Here is an 18,858-nt window from a genome sequence, read left to right as displayed (position 1 = left end):
CACAATGGGACCGGGGACGGCTCGCAGGCGAAATGTAATCGAAAAACCGACCACAATGGTACCGGGGAGCGGCGCCTAAAGGCTTTTCACGATCCCTTACGGGAAGATGAAAAGCCTTTTTTGTGTCCGCTATGTTCGTCCATTTACAGGACAGTCAGTCTATTTTCGCTGAAATTTCTCCGGGAACTGCTTCACAATGCCTTCCGTAAGCAGGTCGGCAAAATGAATCATGTGGACCTCGTTTTTATCGGTGGCAGCAATGGAAGCGGCGTAGTCTCCTTTGAGGATATCAAGCACGATGTCCGTGACGAGCTGAAGATGCTCGTACAGCATGTCCTGCACTCCTTTGGAGGACCAGTTCGGATTCAGTCCGCTCAGGAAGCGGGCAATCTCATCGGCGTTCCTGTGCCAATCCGCCTGCAGCTTCTGCACATCTGCCGCATTGCCTTTCTGGGCAGCCGCGACAATCTGTCCGGCGATCTGAATATGCTCCTTGAGCAGTCCGGCCAGCTTGTTGCCGTTCGCCTCCCCGTAATAAGGCTTAAAGACATTACCGATGTCCTCCTGGTTCCTTAGCAGCCGTGCCAACACTTCTTTCTGATCCGGGTTATTGTAGAGGGCGCTGACAATATAGTTGTGCGTCCATATGGTGTGGTCGATCCACACCTGCTGCATCTCGCTTCTCAGCTGCACCTTCTGCGTGCTCCAGCAGGCTGCCTCCTTTTTACCGCCGCCTGCCGCTTGGGCCTGCACCGTTCCTCCGGCTTGTGCCAGATTGAATACGAGCGTGAGGGTGAACACCATTAGCCATAGCTTTTTCAAGATCAACTGCTCCTTTGGGTGGGATGAGAGAATCTGTATTATTATGGCTAATCGGGATGGTTACATGCGGATCTATTGCAGGCTGCATCACTCCTCAAATTTAACATGATCCATTACCGTATTCCCCCACTCAGGGAGCAAGCGGGCCTCTCCCGCAAAGCGGCTTCCGGCGATCGAGCCGTTTTGAAACAGCGCTCCCTCAAAGCTGCATTCCTCGAACCGGCAATACAACAATAAGGCACTACGGAAGTTGGCGCCATCAAAGCGGCAGCGGGTGAAGGACACATCATTTGCGATCACTTTGCTTAAGTTGCAGCCTGTAAAATCACAATCATGGAACGCCTTGCCCATTCTGGCACCATTCAGCTTCGCTCCCCGGAAGGAACAGTGGCCAAAGGTATGGGTCACGAATCTGTTGTCGAGTCTTACCCCGTCCAGGCGACAATGAGTCAGCGATGAGGTGTTGGGGCTTGCAGAATCCTCGAAGCGTGAATAAGAGAAATCAATATCCTGTAGAGTGAGGTACTGTATGCTCTCGGTCAGGGTAACTCCCCGGTAATCCTTGAGCCCTGTTTCCGTCTGTCCATAAGGGGAGATGGGAAAGGAGCGGTCTTTTTGATGGAGATTATGTTTACCGGAAATAGCGGCTAGACGGAGGTTCACTTCAGAGAGCTGGTCGTCCTGCCATCTGGCTATGAGGAATTTCTTATTCAAGGTAGATCCTCCTTACAGAAATTGGTCGGGAAAGCCCACTCCTTTAGGGGTGGGATGAATCGTCTTTGTTTAAAGGACATCCTTATGTTGTAAAAATTGTATTAAATGAGCTCATGTTTTTGTAGCAGTTAAAATAATTAACTGTTACAATTTAGGTATGAGACAATCCTACAGAAATACCAAAACAACCGTATCATTCATTAACTATCATTTTGTTTTTTGCCCTAGGTACAGACGTAAAATATTAGTCGATCAAGTGGAGATTCAGTTTAAGCAAATTGTAATGGAGATATGTACCGAACATGATTGGCAGCTACTCGCAATGGAAGTCATGCCTGATCATGTGCATATTTTTCTAAACGCACTGCCAACCGATGCTCCCGCAGAACTTATGGCGAAACTGAAAAGAATCACTTCCCGGCGCCTCCGTGAACAATTTAAGCACTTGAACCACTTGCCTTCCCTCTGGACTCGTTCCTACTTTGTCAGTACCGCAGGGAACGTGTCAAGCGAAACGATCAAACGATATGTTGAGGAACAAAAAACAAGGGGGTGAGACCCTGCAAACCGTAACGATTCAAATCCGCATTTTTCCAACCCAACCGTCTGTATTGCTGGATATGGGCAACGAATACATCCGAACCGTGAACGAATTAACGGAGCAAGCTGAAAGGTCTGGAACGTTTCCGAAACTAACTTCAAAAACCGTTCATGCCAATCTACCCTCTGCCGTAAAGAATCAAGTGATTCGAGACGCCAAAAGCCTATTTCAGCGGTTCAAGAAAACGAAGAAGCGACCTCTTCTCCAAAAGAGGGTGTACTACGTGAACAATCAAAATTATACGATTTGGGGCAACTATATTTCTTTCCCCGTGATCCTGGATGGAAAAGTACAACGTCTTGTGGTCCCTGCGCTTCTTTCGGATCGGGAGCGGGACATGCTTTCGAATGGGAAGCTTGGACTTCTGCGTGTGGTCCAAAAATCAGCGAAATGGTTTGTTCAAATTTCAATCGAACGCCCCACTGAGCAAGCCGATGGTCATGAAGTGATGGGGATTGATTTAGGCTTGAAAGTTCCTGCTGTTGTCGTAACCTCTAGTGGCAAGACCAAATTTTGCGGAAATGGACGTAAAAACAAGTTTGTTCGCCGTAAGTACCGTAGCTATCGCCGCAAATTAGGAAAGCTTAAAAAGCTATCCGCAATCCGTAAACAGAACGACAAGGAAAGTCGTTATATGAAAGATCAGAATCACAAAATCAGCCGCCAGATCGTGAATATGGCGATTCAAGAAAAGGTGTCTGTCATCAAGCTAGAGAAGCTGACGAATATCCGTAAGACGACAAGAACAAGTCGTAAAAACGCTAAGAATCTGCATCAATGGTCGTTCTATCAGTTGCAAATGTTCATCGGGTATAAGGCGGCACTCGTTGGAATCCAAGTGGTTGAAGTGAATCCGGCATACACCTCGCAAAGCTGTCCCTCTTGTGGAGAGCGGAACAAAGCAAAGGATCGAACGTATCAGTGCGACTGCGGTTACACAGCACATCGAGATCGGGTCGGTGCCATCAACATCATGCGTCAACCTGTGGCAGATGGTAACAGTCTGCCAGCCTAGATAGCTATAAGCTCTGATCTAGGATGGGCGAATGAACTCGCCCTTAACTTAGCAGTAGGGCAAAGCGGAAACGTATGCGCTCGCTAACTAGCTAAGAATCCCACTCTTTTAAGGGTGTGGAGGTTCAAATTAATTTGGTAAAATAAATGAAATCTAGTTTATATGTTAGTATGCCAAGTAACTATAGACAAGCCATTAAAGGAGGCCATCCACCCGTGGGAAGATCGTTTGCAAATCTGCATATCAAGTCAGGTGACCTGGAGAAGACCCTTCAAGCCTTACAGGAGCTAATCCACAAGCATGGTAAAGTATTGGGTTATCCTGAGGCACCGGAGCGTAAGGCCGTTATCTATGTAAGCCAAAGTAATGAGGGCTGGATCAGCGTGCTTCACGATTATTTCGTATGGGGTACGGTGAAAAAGGTTGGCAGAACGTTGTCCGGGCTTCTACAGGAGCCGGTGATGACGGTGGCATACATGAATGAGGAGATCTTCGAGCTGTCGTTCTTTGAACAGGGGGAGATCCAGGCCGAACGAATCTTCTGTGAGCCGTGGACCCGGGAGGAGTATGAACAGCTGCGGGAAGAGCGTACAGCAGACGAATATATCCAGCGGGTGCTCGGCATGCAAGCGGAGGAGGAGAACTTCGGCGGATTCATCAGCCTTACCAGCCCGGAGCAAGCGGTGGAGCGGCTGTCCGAAATTACTGGAATGTCTCTATGGAGCGATGCGGAATGGTTACCGTATGAAGAGACGCTCAGAGCACGCTTTGTTACCTATGAATGGTAGAAGAAGATGCTAAAAAACAGCGGATTCTACAAGCTGCGCTTCTTCATCACACCCGAGGAGCTTAAGAGAGTCGTAGAGCTTCTGGAGCCAACGCAGGTGCGGTACTATTTAACCAATTATACCCATACAGAGCATGATCAGAATCAGGTGGTGGAGGCGTATCGCGCCTTCTATCAATATTATACAGCCACGGAAAAAGAGAGCGGGGTGCGCCCCTTCTTCATCTATTCGATGGCGGTTCTGCCGGATACGGAGAGCTTTGGTTTTTTTGCGAGAAATGAGGGGGTTTCTATTCCCTATCACGGGCAATGGGCAGAGAATGAGCTGCCTTGTATTCTGATCTCCTGCCCTAAGGGGCACCGCGTCAATGCTCAGGATGAGCAAGGAGAGTATTATCTCTATGAGGATGTCCGGGAGCACAAGCCGCTGAGCTATGCCCTGTACAAGGAAGTTACCGGCTCTATTCAAAAAATGACCAAGCCTCTCCGCTTCTCCGCGCAAGACCCGGAGGCGATGGAGGAACAGAAGCCCTCTGTACGCATAAGCCGTGCTGCGGCTGAAGACTTAAGCGACTCGTGGATGGTCAGACAATATGGACTCGTGATCCATGGGCAGCCAGGGCGAAGCTGATCTATTGGATTATCTATGAAAGGGAGGGGAACAGATGGCGCTGAAGTTGATCTGTACCTGGGGAGTGCTAGCTCTATCATGCTGTGCGGTATGGTGGAGCTTCAAGACCGAAAAGCTGATCACCGTCTCCTGGCTGATGTTCCTGCTCCCTGCGATTCTCCAGCTCGTTGCTGCTGTACGGATCGGGCCGGGCAAAGCCAAGTTATTTCTTGTATTCGGCTGTATTAATCTGCTGTTCGCAGCTCTGACCGGTGCGGCCGTCTGGTATCTGGTCCAGCTGGCAGATGCCTATAGAAGGGGGGAATAGTTCAAGCGTGTCTTAAGCGGGGGAGGGGTGCTAATATGCAACTGGGTTTTACGCTGGATACCCATGGAACATGTGTGGGTGTACTCAGAGATGAATTGATTCCGTTAGAGGAACTGGCGAATACATGGGAATTTCCCTATGATATCTTTGTGGTGTTCCGGGTATTGCCTGATAGCTATGGACGGAGAACGTTCAGACGCTTTGACAGCGGGGATCATACCCTCTATTTGGATATCAGCCTCAGCTATGAAGTGTACCAGCGTATGTCCAAGAATGAGCAGCGCGAGGCCTTGGGCATTCACCTGTACAGCTATCTGGCAGAGCCCATTGCCAAATATACCAAGCATGCCGGTAAGACTGCCCAAGCGGAGCTGATGGAACGGGTGAAATGCTGGATGCTGGCGAATAACTGGCTGGAAGGGAAAATCCATCAGGCACGCCTCCTCCTCTCCCGGGAGATGGGACTCCATGAGGTTAGCCGGACCTTGAAGCTGCCGCTGGAGGAGATTGAGTATATCCTGCTGCGCATGAATGACGATGCGCCAGCTGCTGTTCATCCTGATAATCTATAATCATCCCTCTATGTGGGAGAGAGGAGCATACCTATGTATGAGCGTCTGACAGAGAAATTGAGCAAGCCTTCCGCTATAAGGTGGTTTCCCGGCCATGGGGCCGAGGAGAGCTGGATTGCTGAAGCCGAGGCGGAATTAGGCTTCAAGCTGCCGCCGTCTTACCGCTGGTGGCTGGCCCGTTATGGAGGTGGGAGCCTGGGGGACGGTCAAATTCTGACGCTGGTTGCTCCTGAGGATAGGGAGTATACCGACTGGGATCTGCTGTATATCCACAGGCTGAATCTGGCGGAGGAATGGTGGGTATCCCGGTTTCCACATCGAATGGACCTGTTTGTGCCGGACAGCGATGATCTGTATTACTTCGACACCTCTTCCCCGGATGAACAGGGGGAGTTCTCGGTCATGCGCTATGACCTCATGAATGATCTGATTGAGGAGTATGCCCCAACGTTCGCCGGATTCCTGGAACAGCTGATCGACGAGAGGAAGTAGCCATGAATGCGGCACAGAAGGAAGTGGAGCGGCTGGCGGCGGAGATTGCGGAGGCGGCCCGGAGGTCGTTCCGCGCGCTTTTTGCGAATGGGGAGCATTATTATTACTGTACGTTATATACAACGGGCGAGGGACATGCACCAAGCCTCTCCGCCTGGTCACGGGAGGCCCTGGAGCAGGAGGCGGCCAGACAGGCAGAGGGCGGCAGCACACCGGCAGCAGAGATCGCCGAGCTGATTAAATGGTCTTATGCCGATTCGCCGTATTGCTGCTTCGGAGATGAGTATTTCGATGAGGTCAAGCGGTTATTCCAGGCACGTCCGTCTATTACGGAGCTTGAGGATGAGGCATGGAACGATGAGTTCATTATGAGACTGGGGGCCATGGAGCTGGCGATGCGGATGATGGATGCTGAGGGTCTGTTCGCGCTCAATCAGCCCAGGGAGGACGTATGTGTGCTTGCCGAAGTAATGCCGCCGGATGAGGGGAATACGGACATTGCCCTGCGGCTGAACCGGGCGGAAGCTCCGGCGATGCGGGCCTGGCTGGAGGAAGCGGCAGAATAAGGTTATTGATGAATAACTCACGCAGGAAACCGGGGGAATGATGAATGTATATCGTATCTGAGCCCAAGGGGCTGTCAGAGCATCACAGGCACATGCTTGAAGCGGAGAGTTCAGGTCTGTATCCTCCAGCCTATATCCGGTTCTTGCAGCAGTACGGCGAAGGAACGTATCGGGGCTGGATGAATGTGCAGACCCCTGACACAGAGGTGCTGCGGCCGTTTGCCGAATACGGATTATGGGAGCATGATCAGGATAGCCCTATAACGGAGCAGCAGATCGGCGAGTGTACCGCTATCGGGACCACTGTGGACGGTGATTTCTTGGCGGTTCATCCCAAGGTGGACGGGCTGCTATGGCTGCCTCGTCATGCAGAACAGATTCAAGCAATCCCGCTGCCATCCGGGGAACAGGAGAAGGAAGAGAGCTATGCCCTGATCCTGGACGGCATCTACCTCCGGATGTATGGGCGGAGCCAAGAGGAGAGCGTCTATTATGAGCCGTGGACCGGGACGCGCGAACATCTCTTCCTGCGGATGCCGCCGGGAGCGGGCCAGCTGGCGCTCACGGAGCTGGCTGACCTGTGCCGGACGGACCATCCGCCGGATCTCTTCATTGAGAATCCTTACGTCTGCTACCTGTTCTACCGGGAGCTGGGGGGCTATATCCGCCTGAATCTGGCGGGTGGGCAGGAGGTAGCCATCTTCTATGAGCAGGCTGCCGGGCAGGTATCTGCCAAGATGAAAGAGTGGCTTCTGTCTAAGGGATGCGTGCTGTATTCATAGGAGTGAAGAATAAGGAGGAGTGCGGATGATTGTCCTGAAGGACATAGGGAAATTCGAGGTGCTGCCGGAGCGGGCGATGCAGATCTATCAGGGGGATGTTCCGGCCCTGCAGGCTGCCATTGCTGCGGGCTGGGATATTGAAGCGGGGCTAGAGCTTAGCAAGCATACCACAGTCAGCCCGCTCGACCTGGCGATTATCACGCAGCAGACCGAGGTGGTGAAGCTGCTGGTGGAGCATGGCGCGAAGCTGAATGTACCTCAGAATCCGGCTTTTCTGCGGGCAGTCCGTTATGGGAAGGAGGAGATGGTCAGATACCTTGCTGCACACGGCGCGAAGCTGGACCTGCTCAGCCGGACGGGATCGGGTGCTTATTCACAAGCCTACTATGGCAACAAAAAGAATATCCCGCTGATCCATGAGCTGGGTCTGGACATCCGGCAACATGCCGGTGCCGTGCTGCGGCAAGCCGCCTCGGACCATGATCTGAAGACGCTTACCTATCTGCTGGATCAGGGAGTGGACATCAACTACAACAAGCCGGATATGGTCTATCCTTACGGGGCGACGCCGCTGACAGTGGCTGCCCGGATGGGGAATATAAACATGGTCCGTTTCCTGGTGGAACGCGGTGCGGACCTTATGATGACGGAGAAGGACGGTGAGCGGCCGTATACGATTGCGGTCAGCAGCAAGCATGCCGCTATGGCGGAATACCTGAAAGCGTTGGAACCGCCGGATGTTCATAATGTGGAGAACAAGAAATACGAGCTGGCCAAATATAAACTGCCGGATGAACTGGTCCAATTCCTTACTGGGGACGAGCTGCGCCTGACGCTGGCCCCTAATGAATATAAGATCGGGTACATCGACTTCTTCAGCTTCACTGACACGATAGAGATGAAGGCCGGGAGGCGCAAGCTGCTGCGGCTGTCTGCCGATATCGATAATTACTCCGGTCTGGTGCTGGTCTGGAATCCGCAGAAGAAGGGGCAGCTTGGCTGTTACGATGTGGAGCATCAGACGTATGCAGATTTGTGCAGCTTCCCGGAATTTGTTGCGCAGCCTGAACACTACCTCATACAGTTTATGGAGGGAGAGCTGGACGGATCATGAAGGAGAGACTGTCTGAAGTGAATTATAACCATGAGACCGATGAGACCCATGAGATCCTGAACGGGCTGGAGGACATGCGCTCCGAGCTAATCGGGTATTGTTACCGGATGATGGGCTCCATCTTCGAGGCTGAGGATGCCGTCCAGGATACCATAATCCGGGCCTGGAAGCATCAGGAGCAGATGAGGCAGCAGGCCTCCCTCCGGGCTTGGGTGTACCGGATTGCTACCAATGTCTGTCTTGACCGGCTGAGAAGCGCCAAGCGGCGGGCGCTGCCGATGGATCTCTCGGAACCGGCTGCTGTGGTTACGGAGCCTAGGGAGAGCCTGCCTCAGCATTCCTGGATCTGGCCCGCTCCGGGCTATGTGGATGATCCTGGTAATATTCTGGTCAGCAGAGAGACCCTCCGGCTGTCCTTCATTGCGCTGCTGCAGCTGCTGCCGCCCCGGCAGCGTGCCGTGCTGATTCTGCAGGAGGTGTTCCGGTGGTCGGCAGCCGAGACCGCCGGGGCACTGGAGATGACCGTGGCCGCGGTGAACAGCGCGGTGCAGCGGGCACGGGCAACCATGGCCAAGGCACAGCTCCGGTCCGAGGCACTGCAGGCTGACGATGACGAAGTGGACGAAGGGCTGATTACCCTGTACGTGGAGGCTTTTGAACAATACAATATTAATGCGTTGTTGGCCTTATTCCAGGAGAATGGCAGCCTGTCGATGCCGCCATTTACAATGTGGGTGCAAGGCGGCGCGAATCTCGCGGCCTTCTACCAGATCACACGCAGCCACTGTGTGGGATCACGGATGATGCCTGTCCGGGTGAACGGGAACCGGCCCGCATTTGCCCAGTATGTTCCCTCTGGAGAAGACGGATTGCTTGTCCCGTGGGCGATTCATGTGCTTGAGCTGAGCGGGGGGAAGATCGCGCATGTTCATCATTTTATAGATGCTGAATTATTTATTTGCTTCGGATTGCCGGAACACCGATGATTCTGCCGCGGCCGGAACGTCTATACTAATGAATCACACAGGTAATTCCAATTCGAACTCAAGGAGGAACACACAATGTCAGTCAAACTTACTCCCTACATCACCCTGGAGGGGCGCACGCAGGAGGCTATTCAGTTCTATGGACAGGTTATGGGGGCTGAGGTCCTTTCCATCCTGACGTATGGTGATATGCCGGATCTCCCGGACACGTTCCCGGATGAGGTACGGAGTCTGGTGGCCCATGCCAAGGTACAGGTGGGCGGCACGGAGCTGATGTTCTCAGATGCTCCCGGCGGTACGCCGATTGAGAGCGGGAAGCGGGTAACGGTCTGCGTTACTACGGACAGCGTGGAGGAGTCACGGAGAATTTTTGATGCGCTGCAGGAGGGCGGGGAGGTTAATATGCCGTTTCGGGAGGAGCCGTTCAGCCCGGGCTTCGGCGATTTGACGGACAAGTTCGGGGTGACATTCCAGATCTATACCGAGCTTGGATAGAGTAAAGGACGAATAGGAGAGAGTATCGGGCATGATGAAGACGAACGTTGAAGTACCCATACGCTGTACAGGAATTGCCGTAGTATTGCTGAAGAATACACCCTCTGGTCATCATGTCCTGTTACTGAAGCGGGCCGGTTCGGTACTCAGGGATGCCTGGTGCTATATCGGCGGGGGCATTGAAGAAGGGGAACTAGCGTGGGAGGCTGCATTAAGGGAGATTCGGGAAGAGACGGGGATTACCCGGGTCGCTCTCTACACCTCCAATACCTTCGACCAGATCTATTCGGCAAAAGAGAACTATATCTACGTCGCCCCAGTGTTCGTGGGATACGTGGATGAGACGCAGGATGTCATTCTTAATCATGAACATAGTGATTATGAATGGCTGCCGGTGAATGAAGCCATCGAACGGGCCGCATTACCGGGAAATGATGCCGTGCTTGCTTCGATCGAGAAGCATTTCATCAAGAAGACTCCAGCAGAGTGGCTACGTGTTGACACGCCATAAGAGGGCCGGAGAAGGGCTGCACGCGATGAGCGTGCAGCCTTCTTTTGCTTGCTGGGAGAATGCATCTGCCAAAATGTAATCGAAAAACCGAACACATTGGGCGTTGCGTGGGCGCGTGAGCCCAATGTAGGCGAAAAACCGAACACATTGGGCGTTGCGTGGGCGCGTGAGCTCAATGTAGGCGAAAAACCGAACACATTGGGCGTTACGTGGGCGCGTGAGCCCAATGTAGGCGAAAAACCGATCACATTCGGCATTGCATGGGCACGTGGGCCAGATGTAATCGAAAAACCGAATACATTTGGCGTTGCGTGGGCGCACGGACCAATTGTAATCGAAAAACCGAATACAATCTGCCGGCACTGGAAGTTGATCGGATGTGCCCATGTGCGGTCGTGAATGGTAGCGTAAATCGTCAACTGGGCGGGTCCGTTTTTTATCCTTTGCGCAGAATGGCCAGTGCATGCAAACTATACCCGAGCAGATTCTTGTCCTCACAGGTCTGCAGATGAAACTGAAGCCAGCGTTCAAAATCTTCTTGCTGTGCCTCATTGATTTGCTTAGCAAACAAATAACCGACCCCGTCTGTTCCAATATGGGCCACGATCTCTGTGTGATAGGCAGCTGCCATGTGTTCCATTTCAGAGGGAGACATATGTAGGAATAGACCATCTTTCGTTTGGTTGGCATGCCAGGTAAGTACATCTTCCATATTTCCTAGTCTATCGCCTACGCCTAATAACGAAACTGCTGCATTGTTAATATAGGAGACCGCAAGCAGCCCTCCTGGTTTCAGCACGCGAAGGCATTCGGCCATGGCAAGCTGCCGGTCTTCATTGCCGATATGATAAAAGGCTCCCATGTTCAAAACAACATCAAAAATTTCGCTGTCAAAACGGGATAAATCCGTGATGTTTCCTGTATACATATCAGCCAACACCGGGCGTATGCGCTGCTTCTCTCTGATGATGTCTACATTATGAGGAACGAGATCTCCGGCTACAACCTTATGCCCCAATTCTGCCAGTGGAAAAGAGTAATTCCCTGTCCCTGCGCAGCCGTCAAGAATGTAAGATTCCTGCTTATACAGCTTCTTGAAGTGCGCCATCGTTGTGATCCATTCGATCTGATGACCGTTATCCCTGGACAGCCTTCCCTCCTCATCATAGGAATCATAGTAATCCGTTATCGCACTCACCATATTGCCCTCCTTATCGTTGGCCGGGCCTTATTAAGCACAACTGCCCTCCCCCTACCTTAACGGATCGGGGGAGGGCAGGCTATGACGGGAGTTACTTGAAGATCCGCTGCGAGAACTGATACAGTCCGCTGCTCCAGACCTTGCCTTCATGTCCGCCTACATCCAGATACCACAGATGCGGAACATTCATGCTGGTCAGGCTGTTATGGAAATTCTGGCTGACATAGAGCAGGCCGTCCGAAGCGCCGCAGGAGATCCAGAGCAGCTTCAGCTGGCTGGCCGTCTGCGCCGGATTGGTGATCAGCTGTGAGGCCGATTTCGTATTCGGAGCAGAGGAGAACGCGCCGATCCAGGAGAACTTGTCCAAATGCTTCAGGCCGAAGTTCAACGTTTGTCCGCCGCCCATGGATAAGCCGGCGAGGGCGCGGTTTTGCTTGTTTTTGTATACCGGGAAGTGAGAGTCAACGTAAGGAATGAGATCATTAATCAGGTCAAATTCAAACCGCTCGAAGGCGGCTACCTTGTCCGGTGCATAAATATCGCCGATCGGACGGTCATCCGCCATGGCGCGGCCATTCGGGAATACGACAATCATCGGCTCCAGCTTGTTCTGGGAGTACAGGTTGTCCAGAATGTTCCGCGGATTCATCCCGTTCAGCCATTCGTTCTGATCCCCGCCGATGCCGTGCAGCAGGTAGAGAACGTTGTAGGTCTTGGAAGGGGTATAACCCGGAGGGGTGTACACCATCGCGTTTCTTGACTTGCCTACAGTAGTCGAATAATAAGAAATCTGCTGTACGTTGCCGTGGGGAATATTATTACGGTATCCGTCATAGCCTTGCGGAGCAGGCGTGATGGTACTGGTTACAGCTGCAGCGGCGGCATCCGCAGAGAGGCTCAGATCCTGCTCCTCGACTACAGGTGATGCATAAGACATAGCCGGCAGCATCAGCGCTGCCGTCAGAGCCAAAGCGGCAATACGGGTCATAATCTTCTTCATTTCACATATCCTCCTTAGTTTAAATAGATTAGGTCAAACCTGATTCATCCGTCCTCTTAGGTCCCTCTATAAAGCAGAGCCCTCCTTTCCCGACATTCAATGTAAGCGCATCCAACATTAGGATACCATATTTAGCATATTATGTAAATTATCTTTTGGGATTTTTTGATAGATTTTAGATCCATTTAGCGGCTACGCTGTAGTCATACCGGAAGAAGCGGGGTAATAGACAAATATAGAAGCCAATAACTGGAGCTACGGCAACCCAGGCACGGCAATGTTACATGTACAATCATCTGGATTGCGGCAGGAGCCAAGGACTGGAGGGATGGATCATGATAGGACAGAGTGTATCAGGAATCAGTCCGGTACAGGTCATCATGGCCTACGGCGGCACACAGAGCGATGTCAGTTCCCTGGAGAAGCAGCGGGACCGGCTGATGCTGGAGCTGGACCGAGTGAACGCGGCACCGGGCACCGAGGCCGTACCCTACCGCCGCGAGCAGCTGCAGCGGCAGATCCGGCTGCTGGAGGTTCAGCTCGCACGCAAAGCCGGCAGCAGCACTTCCACGGACGTAAGCACAGCTCTCCAGAATGTTCAGGCTCCGCCTATGAGGACCGAGTGGAAGGGGTTCCTGAAGGGAATCGGCCAGACGGATCCGCGGACAGCGACAGTGAATGCAGAGGGGCGTTTCGAAGCATTCATCTAAATCATCTAATGCATTACATCTAAGGTTAACAGATGGTGCAGAACAGTATAATTGTGTCCCTGGAGAGTGGGTTTGCCACCCTCCTTTCTTTTTGGCCCGGGATTATAGTAGGGAATGACTCTATGTATGCTGCTGGAAATTGAAAGCGGTTGCCTGGAGCCAAATTGATCTGGAGGAGGTATTTATGCTTACTCGCAAAGTAATGAGATTGCTGCTGGTGCTTGCCGTCGCATTCACGGGATTCATCCCGCCACAGACCGCCGGTGCGGCTGAACCGGAACCGGGAACGGAACCGGTTCAGCAGGTGGCCGCCGCTGGCCCTGCAACCATCCAGAATTACCCGATGCCGTCTATCTATACTCCGTCTTCTGTTTACTCGTTGAAGGTGAACAATGAGGCGGTCCCCGTCGTCAAGTATTTGCCTGATTATGACTACGCCCAATTCTCCTTTGAAGGAACGGTCACCCTTGAGGTAACGGCAGACAAGCCGATTACCTCGTATTCGATCAGCCCGCTGGCCAAGAACATCACAGGAACGGTCAACGGCAACAAGCTGACCTTCACCCTGTCGGCCTCTACCTATGTGATCGTGGATATTAATGCACCTGCGAACGAAGACCCGAATGAGAAGGACCCGGACAAGCGCCGCAAAAGACTCGTGATCGCCGCCGATCCGCTGGAGACAGACATCCCCGCGTCCTCCGGCCCGGGAATCTACAATGTGACCGCTGCACCATACAACGCTGACAAGACGGGCGCAACGATCACCTCGGGTGCCATCCAGCAGGCGATTGATGCTGCCAATCAGGCCGGAGGCGGTATCGTGTATATTCCGGCGGGCGTATATAAGAGCAGCAACCTGACCCTGAAAAGCAATGTTACGTTCTACCTGGCCGGGGGTGCAGTCATCGTCGGCACAGGCCGGGGCGAGGACTACCGGAATGACTTCCGCAAGGATTCGATCTCGGATGGAACCTATTTTATCCGCACCGCTACCAATTCCGTGAATATCACCATGCGCGGACGCGGAACGATTGACGGCAAAGGGATAGAAATGCGCAAACGCAAGATGACCAACCCGCCTGCAACCCATAAGCAGGGAGAGGGGTTCATCAATAACCTGGTGGTGCCGATGGCAACCAGCAACTTCAAGTTCGACGGGTTAACCCTGCGGGACGGCGGCTTCTGGGCGTTCCTGGTGGTCCGCTCGGATAACGTGACCATCACCAACTATAAGGGATACCAGGACTTGTTCACGCTTGAGGATGATGCCATCGATATTAACGAGAGCCAGAACGTGTTGGTGAAGCACGCCCTTGCCATCTCGGATGACGACACCTTCTCCACCAAGACCTGGCCGCAAAAAGGGATGTCCAAGGACTGGCCGGGAGCGATCGAGCATCTGGAGAATGTGGTGTTCGAGGACTGCTTCGCCTGGACGCGCTGCGCCGCCTTCAAGCTGGGCATGGGCATATGCACGCCGCAGATTGGCGTAACCATCCGCAATTCGTATGTCTATCAGAGCGCGCGGGCGCTGCTGGTGGATCATGCGTATACAGAGAATCCGCTCCCGGTCGAAGGGTGGGCCAAGGATGTGACCTTCGAGAATATTGATATTGAACGGGTAGGCATCAACCAGTTCGGCAATTACTGGCTGCGCGTCTCCACAAGCACATCCGGCGATGTAAGCAATGTCATTCTGAGAAACATCAATGTCCGCGCTACGGGAGGAGATTCCCCGATTCAGGGCAACCCCACCAGAGGCGGGATGGTGAACGGAGTGACTTTTGAAAATGTAGTGGTCAAAGGAACGCTGGCGAAAACCCTCAGTGATCTGAAGGTGAGCATCAAGAATGAGAATGTAAGCGGGGTCGTCTTCGCGAATACGGATCAGGCCTGGTTCAGCGATCACTTCACCTCCGGGCTGCTCCCGGATTGGACCGTAGCTTCAGGTGCCAATAGTTGGGCGGTAACTGACCAGACGGGGAACCGGGTGCTGTCCACTAGCCAGACTACAACGGCGCTGATTACCGCCAAGGCCGGTGCGTCCTGGACGGATTACACGTATGAAGCCAGAGCCAGACTGCCTCTCATTAATGGAAGCGAGAACGCAGGCATTGTCTTCCGGGTGCAGGATCAGAACAACTTCTATATGTACCGGATCAATGCCAGCACAAGCCAGCTGGAGCTCTACAAGGCTGTAGCCGGAACGTTGACGCAGGTCTCGACGACCTCGTTCGTGCCTGTCAAGAATCAATGGTATACCCTTAAGGCGACGGTCCAGGGTAATACCATCAAAGGGTATGTGGATGGAGCGCTGAAGACGACATGGACCAATCCGGTCAATGAATTAACCTCGGGCGGAATCGGCTTCCGCACCACTTCAGCCGGGGTCTGGTATGATGACGCCAAGGTGACCGCCATTCATAATCCGCCCACGGATATCACTCTCAGCGCTACCCAGGTGCCGGAGCTGACTACTCCAGGCGGTCTAGTGGGTACCTTCACTACAGCCCATCCGGATGCGGGCCAGACCTTTACTTACGCGTTGGTTTCCGGGCAAGGCGACGCCGATAACAGCAGCTTCTCCATTGCCCCGCAGGGAGACAGGCTGATTCTCCGCACCACGCCGGATTATGAAGCGAAGAGCAGCTACAGCATCCGGGTGAAGAGCATAGATGCGAACGGCTTGTCTTTGGAGAAAAGCTTCACGATTCAGGTTACCGATGTGGACGAGCCCCCGATTGATGCCAATCCTAATTCTGTCCGGTTCACGGATAACTTTGAGGATGGGAATACGACGGGCTGGACGGCTGCCAGCGGAACCTGGAGTGTAACTACAGACGGCAGCACCAAAGCCCTGATCCAGACGAAGGGAAATTCTACAGGGCTCATTACAGCCGGGGATTCATGGCAAGATATTGCTATGGAAGCCAAGGTGAAGGTTCCCATCGCGAATGCCAATGCCGGCATTCTTTTCCGGGTGCAGGACGCCAATAACTATTACATGTACCGGATCAATGTCAACGACAAGAAGCTGGAGCTGTTCAAGGCGGTTGGCGGAACGCTGACCCCCGTGTCCAGCACCCTTTTCGCCGATGCGGCTGCGGGCCAGTGGTATACCCTGAAGGCGGTCATCAAAGGGAATAGAATTCTAGGCTTTGTGGACGGCCAGTTGAAGCTCGAATGGACGAACCCGCAAACGGAATTAACTGCAGGGAAGATCGGCTTCCGAACAACCTCTCAGAATGCGGTGTTCGATAATGCCCGCGTTACAGGGATACACAAGGTGACGGCCAATGCGCTTAAGACGGTAACCCAAGATGTGTATGAAGCGGTTACGCCTGAAGGCAACCGGCTCAGCGTTAGCCCGGGCAGCCCGCTTGCAGGAGAGACACTTACTCTGACGGCTGAAGGCCATAACCAGAGCCTGGCACCTGTTGCCCCCGGAGATGAGCGTTATTATCCGGAAGCCTGGAGCTCCACAGAGGATGGTATGGCAGGCGTCTTCACCGTAACGGATGAGGTCTATCAGGCTGAATATGTTCCAGCTGCCGTAGGTGATTACCAGATAACGGTTATCTACCGCAAGCAGGTGTGGGACGGCACAGGCTGGGCAGATACGGAGCTGACGGATGTCCTGATTGTGGACCTTAAGGTCATCCCGAAACCGGCAGACGCGGAGGAAGACAGCACCACTGAGCAGGACCCGCCGGTCCTCGGTTAACCTATAGATTGCTATACCTACCCTGGTGTGTAAGCAGTGATGCTTATGCGCCAGGATTTTTTTGTTGAAATAATTAGCGTATAAGTGCAACCGGTGCCCGGAATTCTCTACTATATAGATAAGAGGATGCCAAAGGAGAAACTAGCAGATGGAAGATCAGGGAATTATCCAGCTATATTTGCAGCGCTCGCAGCAGGCCATTGCCGAAACCCGGAGCAAATACGGCGCGTATTGCCGGGCAATCGCCAGGAATATTGTCGCCAGCCCCTCCGATATGGAAGAGTGTGAGAACGACACCTATCTGGCCGCATGGAACGCTATCCCGCCTAACCAGCCCCGCAGGCTAAAGGTATTTCTGGGGCGGATCACCCGCAATATCGCGCTCGACAAACATGGGTACAATACGGCCAAGAAGCGGAGCCGCCAGCTTGAGGTGATTCTGGAGGAGCTGGAGGACTGCCTGCCCGCAGCAGAGACGGTGGAGACCGAGTATGCCGCCTGTGAAACCGCGCGGTTGATCAATGAATTTCTGTACGGGCTGGAGGAGGAGGCGCGGCTGCTTTTTATCAGGCGATATTGGTATTCGGATTCGGTGGAGGCACTTGCCAGCAGGTTCAATATGGGCACCAGCAAGGTGAAGTCCCGCTTATTCCGGGTCAGACAGAAGCTTAGAGTACATCTGGAGCAGGGGGGCGTGCGTCTATGAGACGGGAAGAGCTATACCGGGAGATCGGGCAGATTGATGATGCGCTCATTGAAGCGGCTGAACACAGTGGAGCAAAGGGAAGAGTCAGGAGAAGCCGGTTCTCCAAAAGGTGGATCGTACTGGTCGCGTGCCTGATCGTCTACAGTTCAACGGCTACCGCACTGCTCGCTACAGAATACACGAAGAACAAAGCGGCAGAGCCTTACATCCGTTACCTGACAGCAGAGGACATGGAGCTGGCCCCTCCCGTGAAGTATGAGGCCGACAAATTCCTGCAGGCGTTAGCCAGCGGCAACGATGAGCATGTCTACATTGCGGTGAACCGGCTGGTGGAGAGCTTCAATGATCCGCAGGCGCGTGAGCAGGCGCTGAAGAAGCTGCAGCCGTTCCTGACGGACGATTCTCCGCGGATTGCGGAGTCGGCGGCTTTTGCCATCGATGTTCTGTCCAAAAGCTACCGCAGCCCCTATCTCCACAAAATGGCCGACGGGAGCATCATATTCGCCTTATTCAACAATTACTCGGATTATGGCACCCAGAATGTGCTGTGGCGGATTAAGGACGATGTGCTGGAGCCGTATTTCAGCTTCGCCGCCCCTTCGATGTACATTAAGGAAATCCTCCCGTCCCCGGACCGCAAGCTCCTTGCGGTGGTCACCAGCTCTAACAAGAGTGAATTTGTGCAAATCCTGGATGTGGAGAAGGGAACCATTAGCCCGGAGCTGGTAGAGTCGGCGAGGATCAGACATGGCGCGCAGCGCAAGCTGGAGGCATGGACGCGCAGTGATCATGAGAATTACAGCTATGCCGACCAACTGGCATGGAAGGACAATGATACGTTAGCGTTTGAGGGCTCCCTGTCCTACCGGGACACAGAGATCATAGAGAATGTTGCCGTAACGTATCGGTTCAAGGATAAGGTCATGGAGGTACAGCCGGTGAAGTAGTGAGTTTGCGCTACACGAATATAGCTGCGAATGGATGAAGCATCCGTTTGCGGCTTTTTTTGCTGCTGGCGGGAGGGCGATCAGGCCGAATGTGCTGCTGCGCTGAGAATTTAAGAAACTTTTAATCTTTACCCGACTTCTTCTTAAACAGTTGTGCCTATTCTTGATTACA

21 protein-coding genes are annotated in these 18,858 nt (G+C 53.1%); 17 read left to right on the top strand and 4 right to left on the bottom strand.

The features are described 5' to 3' along the window. Positions 1-159 precede the first annotated feature (159 nt). A complete protein-coding gene (locus J2Z70_RS02510) occupies positions 160-822 on the bottom strand; it encodes a glycosyltransferase (RefSeq protein WP_209868930.1) in 663 nt (220 codons plus the stop codon). Between the two features lie 87 nt (positions 823-909). After that, positions 910-1,536 carry a pentapeptide repeat-containing protein gene (locus J2Z70_RS02505; RefSeq protein ID WP_209868928.1) on the bottom strand — a complete coding sequence of 209 codons (627 nt, stop codon included), beginning with the start codon at positions 1,534-1,536 and terminating at the stop codon, positions 910-912. A gap of 157 nt (positions 1,537-1,693) precedes the next feature. On the opposite strand from J2Z70_RS02505, the gene tnpA reads away from it, so the two are divergent. From tnpA to J2Z70_RS02440, 13 genes are all read left to right on the top strand, one after another. Beyond that, positions 1,694-2,092, top strand: a complete 399-nt coding sequence (gene tnpA / locus J2Z70_RS02500; protein WP_209868926.1) for an IS200/IS605 family transposase — start codon at positions 1,694-1,696, stop codon at positions 2,090-2,092. Further along, positions 2,064-3,152: an RNA-guided endonuclease InsQ/TnpB family protein gene (locus J2Z70_RS02495; RefSeq protein WP_209868924.1), complete on the top strand. Its 1,089-nt coding sequence runs from the start codon at positions 2,064-2,066 to the stop codon at positions 3,150-3,152. The genes tnpA and J2Z70_RS02495 overlap by 29 nt, the downstream gene beginning before the upstream one ends. A gap of 215 nt (positions 3,153-3,367) precedes the next feature. After that, positions 3,368-3,940, top strand: coding sequence for a hypothetical protein (locus J2Z70_RS02490; protein WP_209868923.1), 573 nt, complete (start codon positions 3,368-3,370; stop codon positions 3,938-3,940). Between the two features lie 6 nt (positions 3,941-3,946). Next, positions 3,947-4,570 (top strand): hypothetical protein, encoded by a 624-nt coding sequence (locus J2Z70_RS02485; protein ID WP_209868921.1) that lies wholly within the window; start codon positions 3,947-3,949, stop codon positions 4,568-4,570. A 34-nt stretch (positions 4,571-4,604) separates the two neighbouring features. Then, entirely contained in the window at positions 4,605-4,877 is a 273-nt protein-coding gene (locus tag J2Z70_RS02480) for a hypothetical protein (protein ID WP_209868919.1), read from the top strand. A gap of 35 nt (positions 4,878-4,912) precedes the next feature. Beyond that, the gene (locus J2Z70_RS02475; RefSeq protein ID WP_209868918.1) at positions 4,913-5,449 is read left to right on the top strand and encodes a hypothetical protein; all 537 of its coding nucleotides are present in this window, start codon (positions 4,913-4,915) and stop codon (positions 5,447-5,449) included. Positions 5,450-5,482: 33 nt separating this feature from the next. After that, positions 5,483-5,941, top strand: a complete 459-nt coding sequence (locus tag J2Z70_RS02470) for an SMI1/KNR4 family protein (RefSeq protein WP_209868916.1) — start codon at positions 5,483-5,485, stop codon at positions 5,939-5,941. 2 nt (positions 5,942-5,943) lie between these two features. Then, the gene (locus J2Z70_RS02465; RefSeq protein WP_036722905.1) at positions 5,944-6,507 is read left to right on the top strand and encodes a DUF4303 domain-containing protein; all 564 of its coding nucleotides are present in this window, start codon (positions 5,944-5,946) and stop codon (positions 6,505-6,507) included. 44 nt (positions 6,508-6,551) lie between these two features. Further along, positions 6,552-7,289: a hypothetical protein gene (locus J2Z70_RS02460; RefSeq protein ID WP_209868914.1), complete on the top strand. Its 738-nt coding sequence runs from the start codon at positions 6,552-6,554 to the stop codon at positions 7,287-7,289. A gap of 25 nt (positions 7,290-7,314) precedes the next feature. Continuing rightward, entirely contained in the window at positions 7,315-8,403 is a 1,089-nt protein-coding gene (locus tag J2Z70_RS02455) for an ankyrin repeat domain-containing protein (protein ID WP_209868912.1), read from the top strand. Next, on the top strand, positions 8,400-9,389 hold the full coding sequence (locus J2Z70_RS02450) for a sigma-70 family RNA polymerase sigma factor (RefSeq protein WP_209868910.1): 990 nt from the start codon (positions 8,400-8,402) through the stop codon (positions 9,387-9,389). The genes J2Z70_RS02455 and J2Z70_RS02450 overlap by 4 nt, the downstream gene beginning before the upstream one ends. Positions 9,390-9,464: 75 nt before the next feature. Then, a complete protein-coding gene (locus tag J2Z70_RS02445; RefSeq protein WP_209868908.1) occupies positions 9,465-9,884 on the top strand; it encodes a VOC family protein in 420 nt (139 codons plus the stop codon). Positions 9,885-9,915: 31 nt separating this feature from the next. Further along, positions 9,916-10,395 carry an NUDIX hydrolase gene (locus tag J2Z70_RS02440; RefSeq protein WP_209868905.1) on the top strand — a complete coding sequence of 160 codons (480 nt, stop codon included), beginning with the start codon at positions 9,916-9,918 and terminating at the stop codon, positions 10,393-10,395. 436 nt (positions 10,396-10,831) lie between these two features. Here J2Z70_RS02440 and J2Z70_RS02435 read toward each other — a convergent pair whose 3' ends face one another. Both J2Z70_RS02435 and J2Z70_RS02430 read right to left on the bottom strand, forming a co-directional pair. Beyond that, complete coding sequence (locus tag J2Z70_RS02435; RefSeq protein ID WP_209868904.1) at positions 10,832-11,593, bottom strand: class I SAM-dependent methyltransferase; 762 nt, start codon at positions 11,591-11,593, stop codon at positions 10,832-10,834. Positions 11,594-11,687: 94 nt separating this feature from the next. After that, positions 11,688-12,596, bottom strand: a complete 909-nt coding sequence (locus J2Z70_RS02430; protein ID WP_209868902.1) for an alpha/beta hydrolase — start codon at positions 12,594-12,596, stop codon at positions 11,688-11,690. A 335-nt stretch (positions 12,597-12,931) separates the two neighbouring features. On the opposite strand from J2Z70_RS02430, the gene J2Z70_RS02425 reads away from it, so the two are divergent. The 4 genes from J2Z70_RS02425 to J2Z70_RS02410 all read left to right on the top strand — a co-directional run bounded on the left by J2Z70_RS02425 (position 12,932) and on the right by J2Z70_RS02410 (position 18,686). Beyond that, positions 12,932-13,306 carry a hypothetical protein gene (locus J2Z70_RS02425; protein WP_209868900.1) on the top strand — a complete coding sequence of 125 codons (375 nt, stop codon included), beginning with the start codon at positions 12,932-12,934 and terminating at the stop codon, positions 13,304-13,306. 184 nt (positions 13,307-13,490) lie between these two features. Continuing rightward, positions 13,491-17,033 (top strand): 3-keto-alpha-glucoside-1,2-lyase-like domain-containing protein, encoded by a 3,543-nt coding sequence (locus J2Z70_RS02420; RefSeq protein WP_209868899.1) that lies wholly within the window; start codon positions 13,491-13,493, stop codon positions 17,031-17,033. A gap of 148 nt (positions 17,034-17,181) precedes the next feature. Continuing rightward, a complete protein-coding gene (locus J2Z70_RS02415) occupies positions 17,182-17,739 on the top strand; it encodes an RNA polymerase sigma factor (protein ID WP_209868897.1) in 558 nt (185 codons plus the stop codon). Next, complete coding sequence (locus J2Z70_RS02410) at positions 17,736-18,686, top strand: hypothetical protein (RefSeq protein WP_209868895.1); 951 nt, start codon at positions 17,736-17,738, stop codon at positions 18,684-18,686. The genes J2Z70_RS02415 and J2Z70_RS02410 overlap by 4 nt, the downstream gene beginning before the upstream one ends. Positions 18,687-18,858: the final 172 nt, after the last annotated feature.

It is taken from the genome of Paenibacillus silagei (assembly GCF_017874735.1).
In the GTDB taxonomy this organism is placed as follows: Bacteria; Bacillota; Bacilli; order Paenibacillales; family Paenibacillaceae; genus Paenibacillus_AQ; species Paenibacillus_AQ silagei.
Note: the sequence above shows the minus strand (reverse complement) of the source record. Positions and strands in the feature narration are given on the sequence as shown.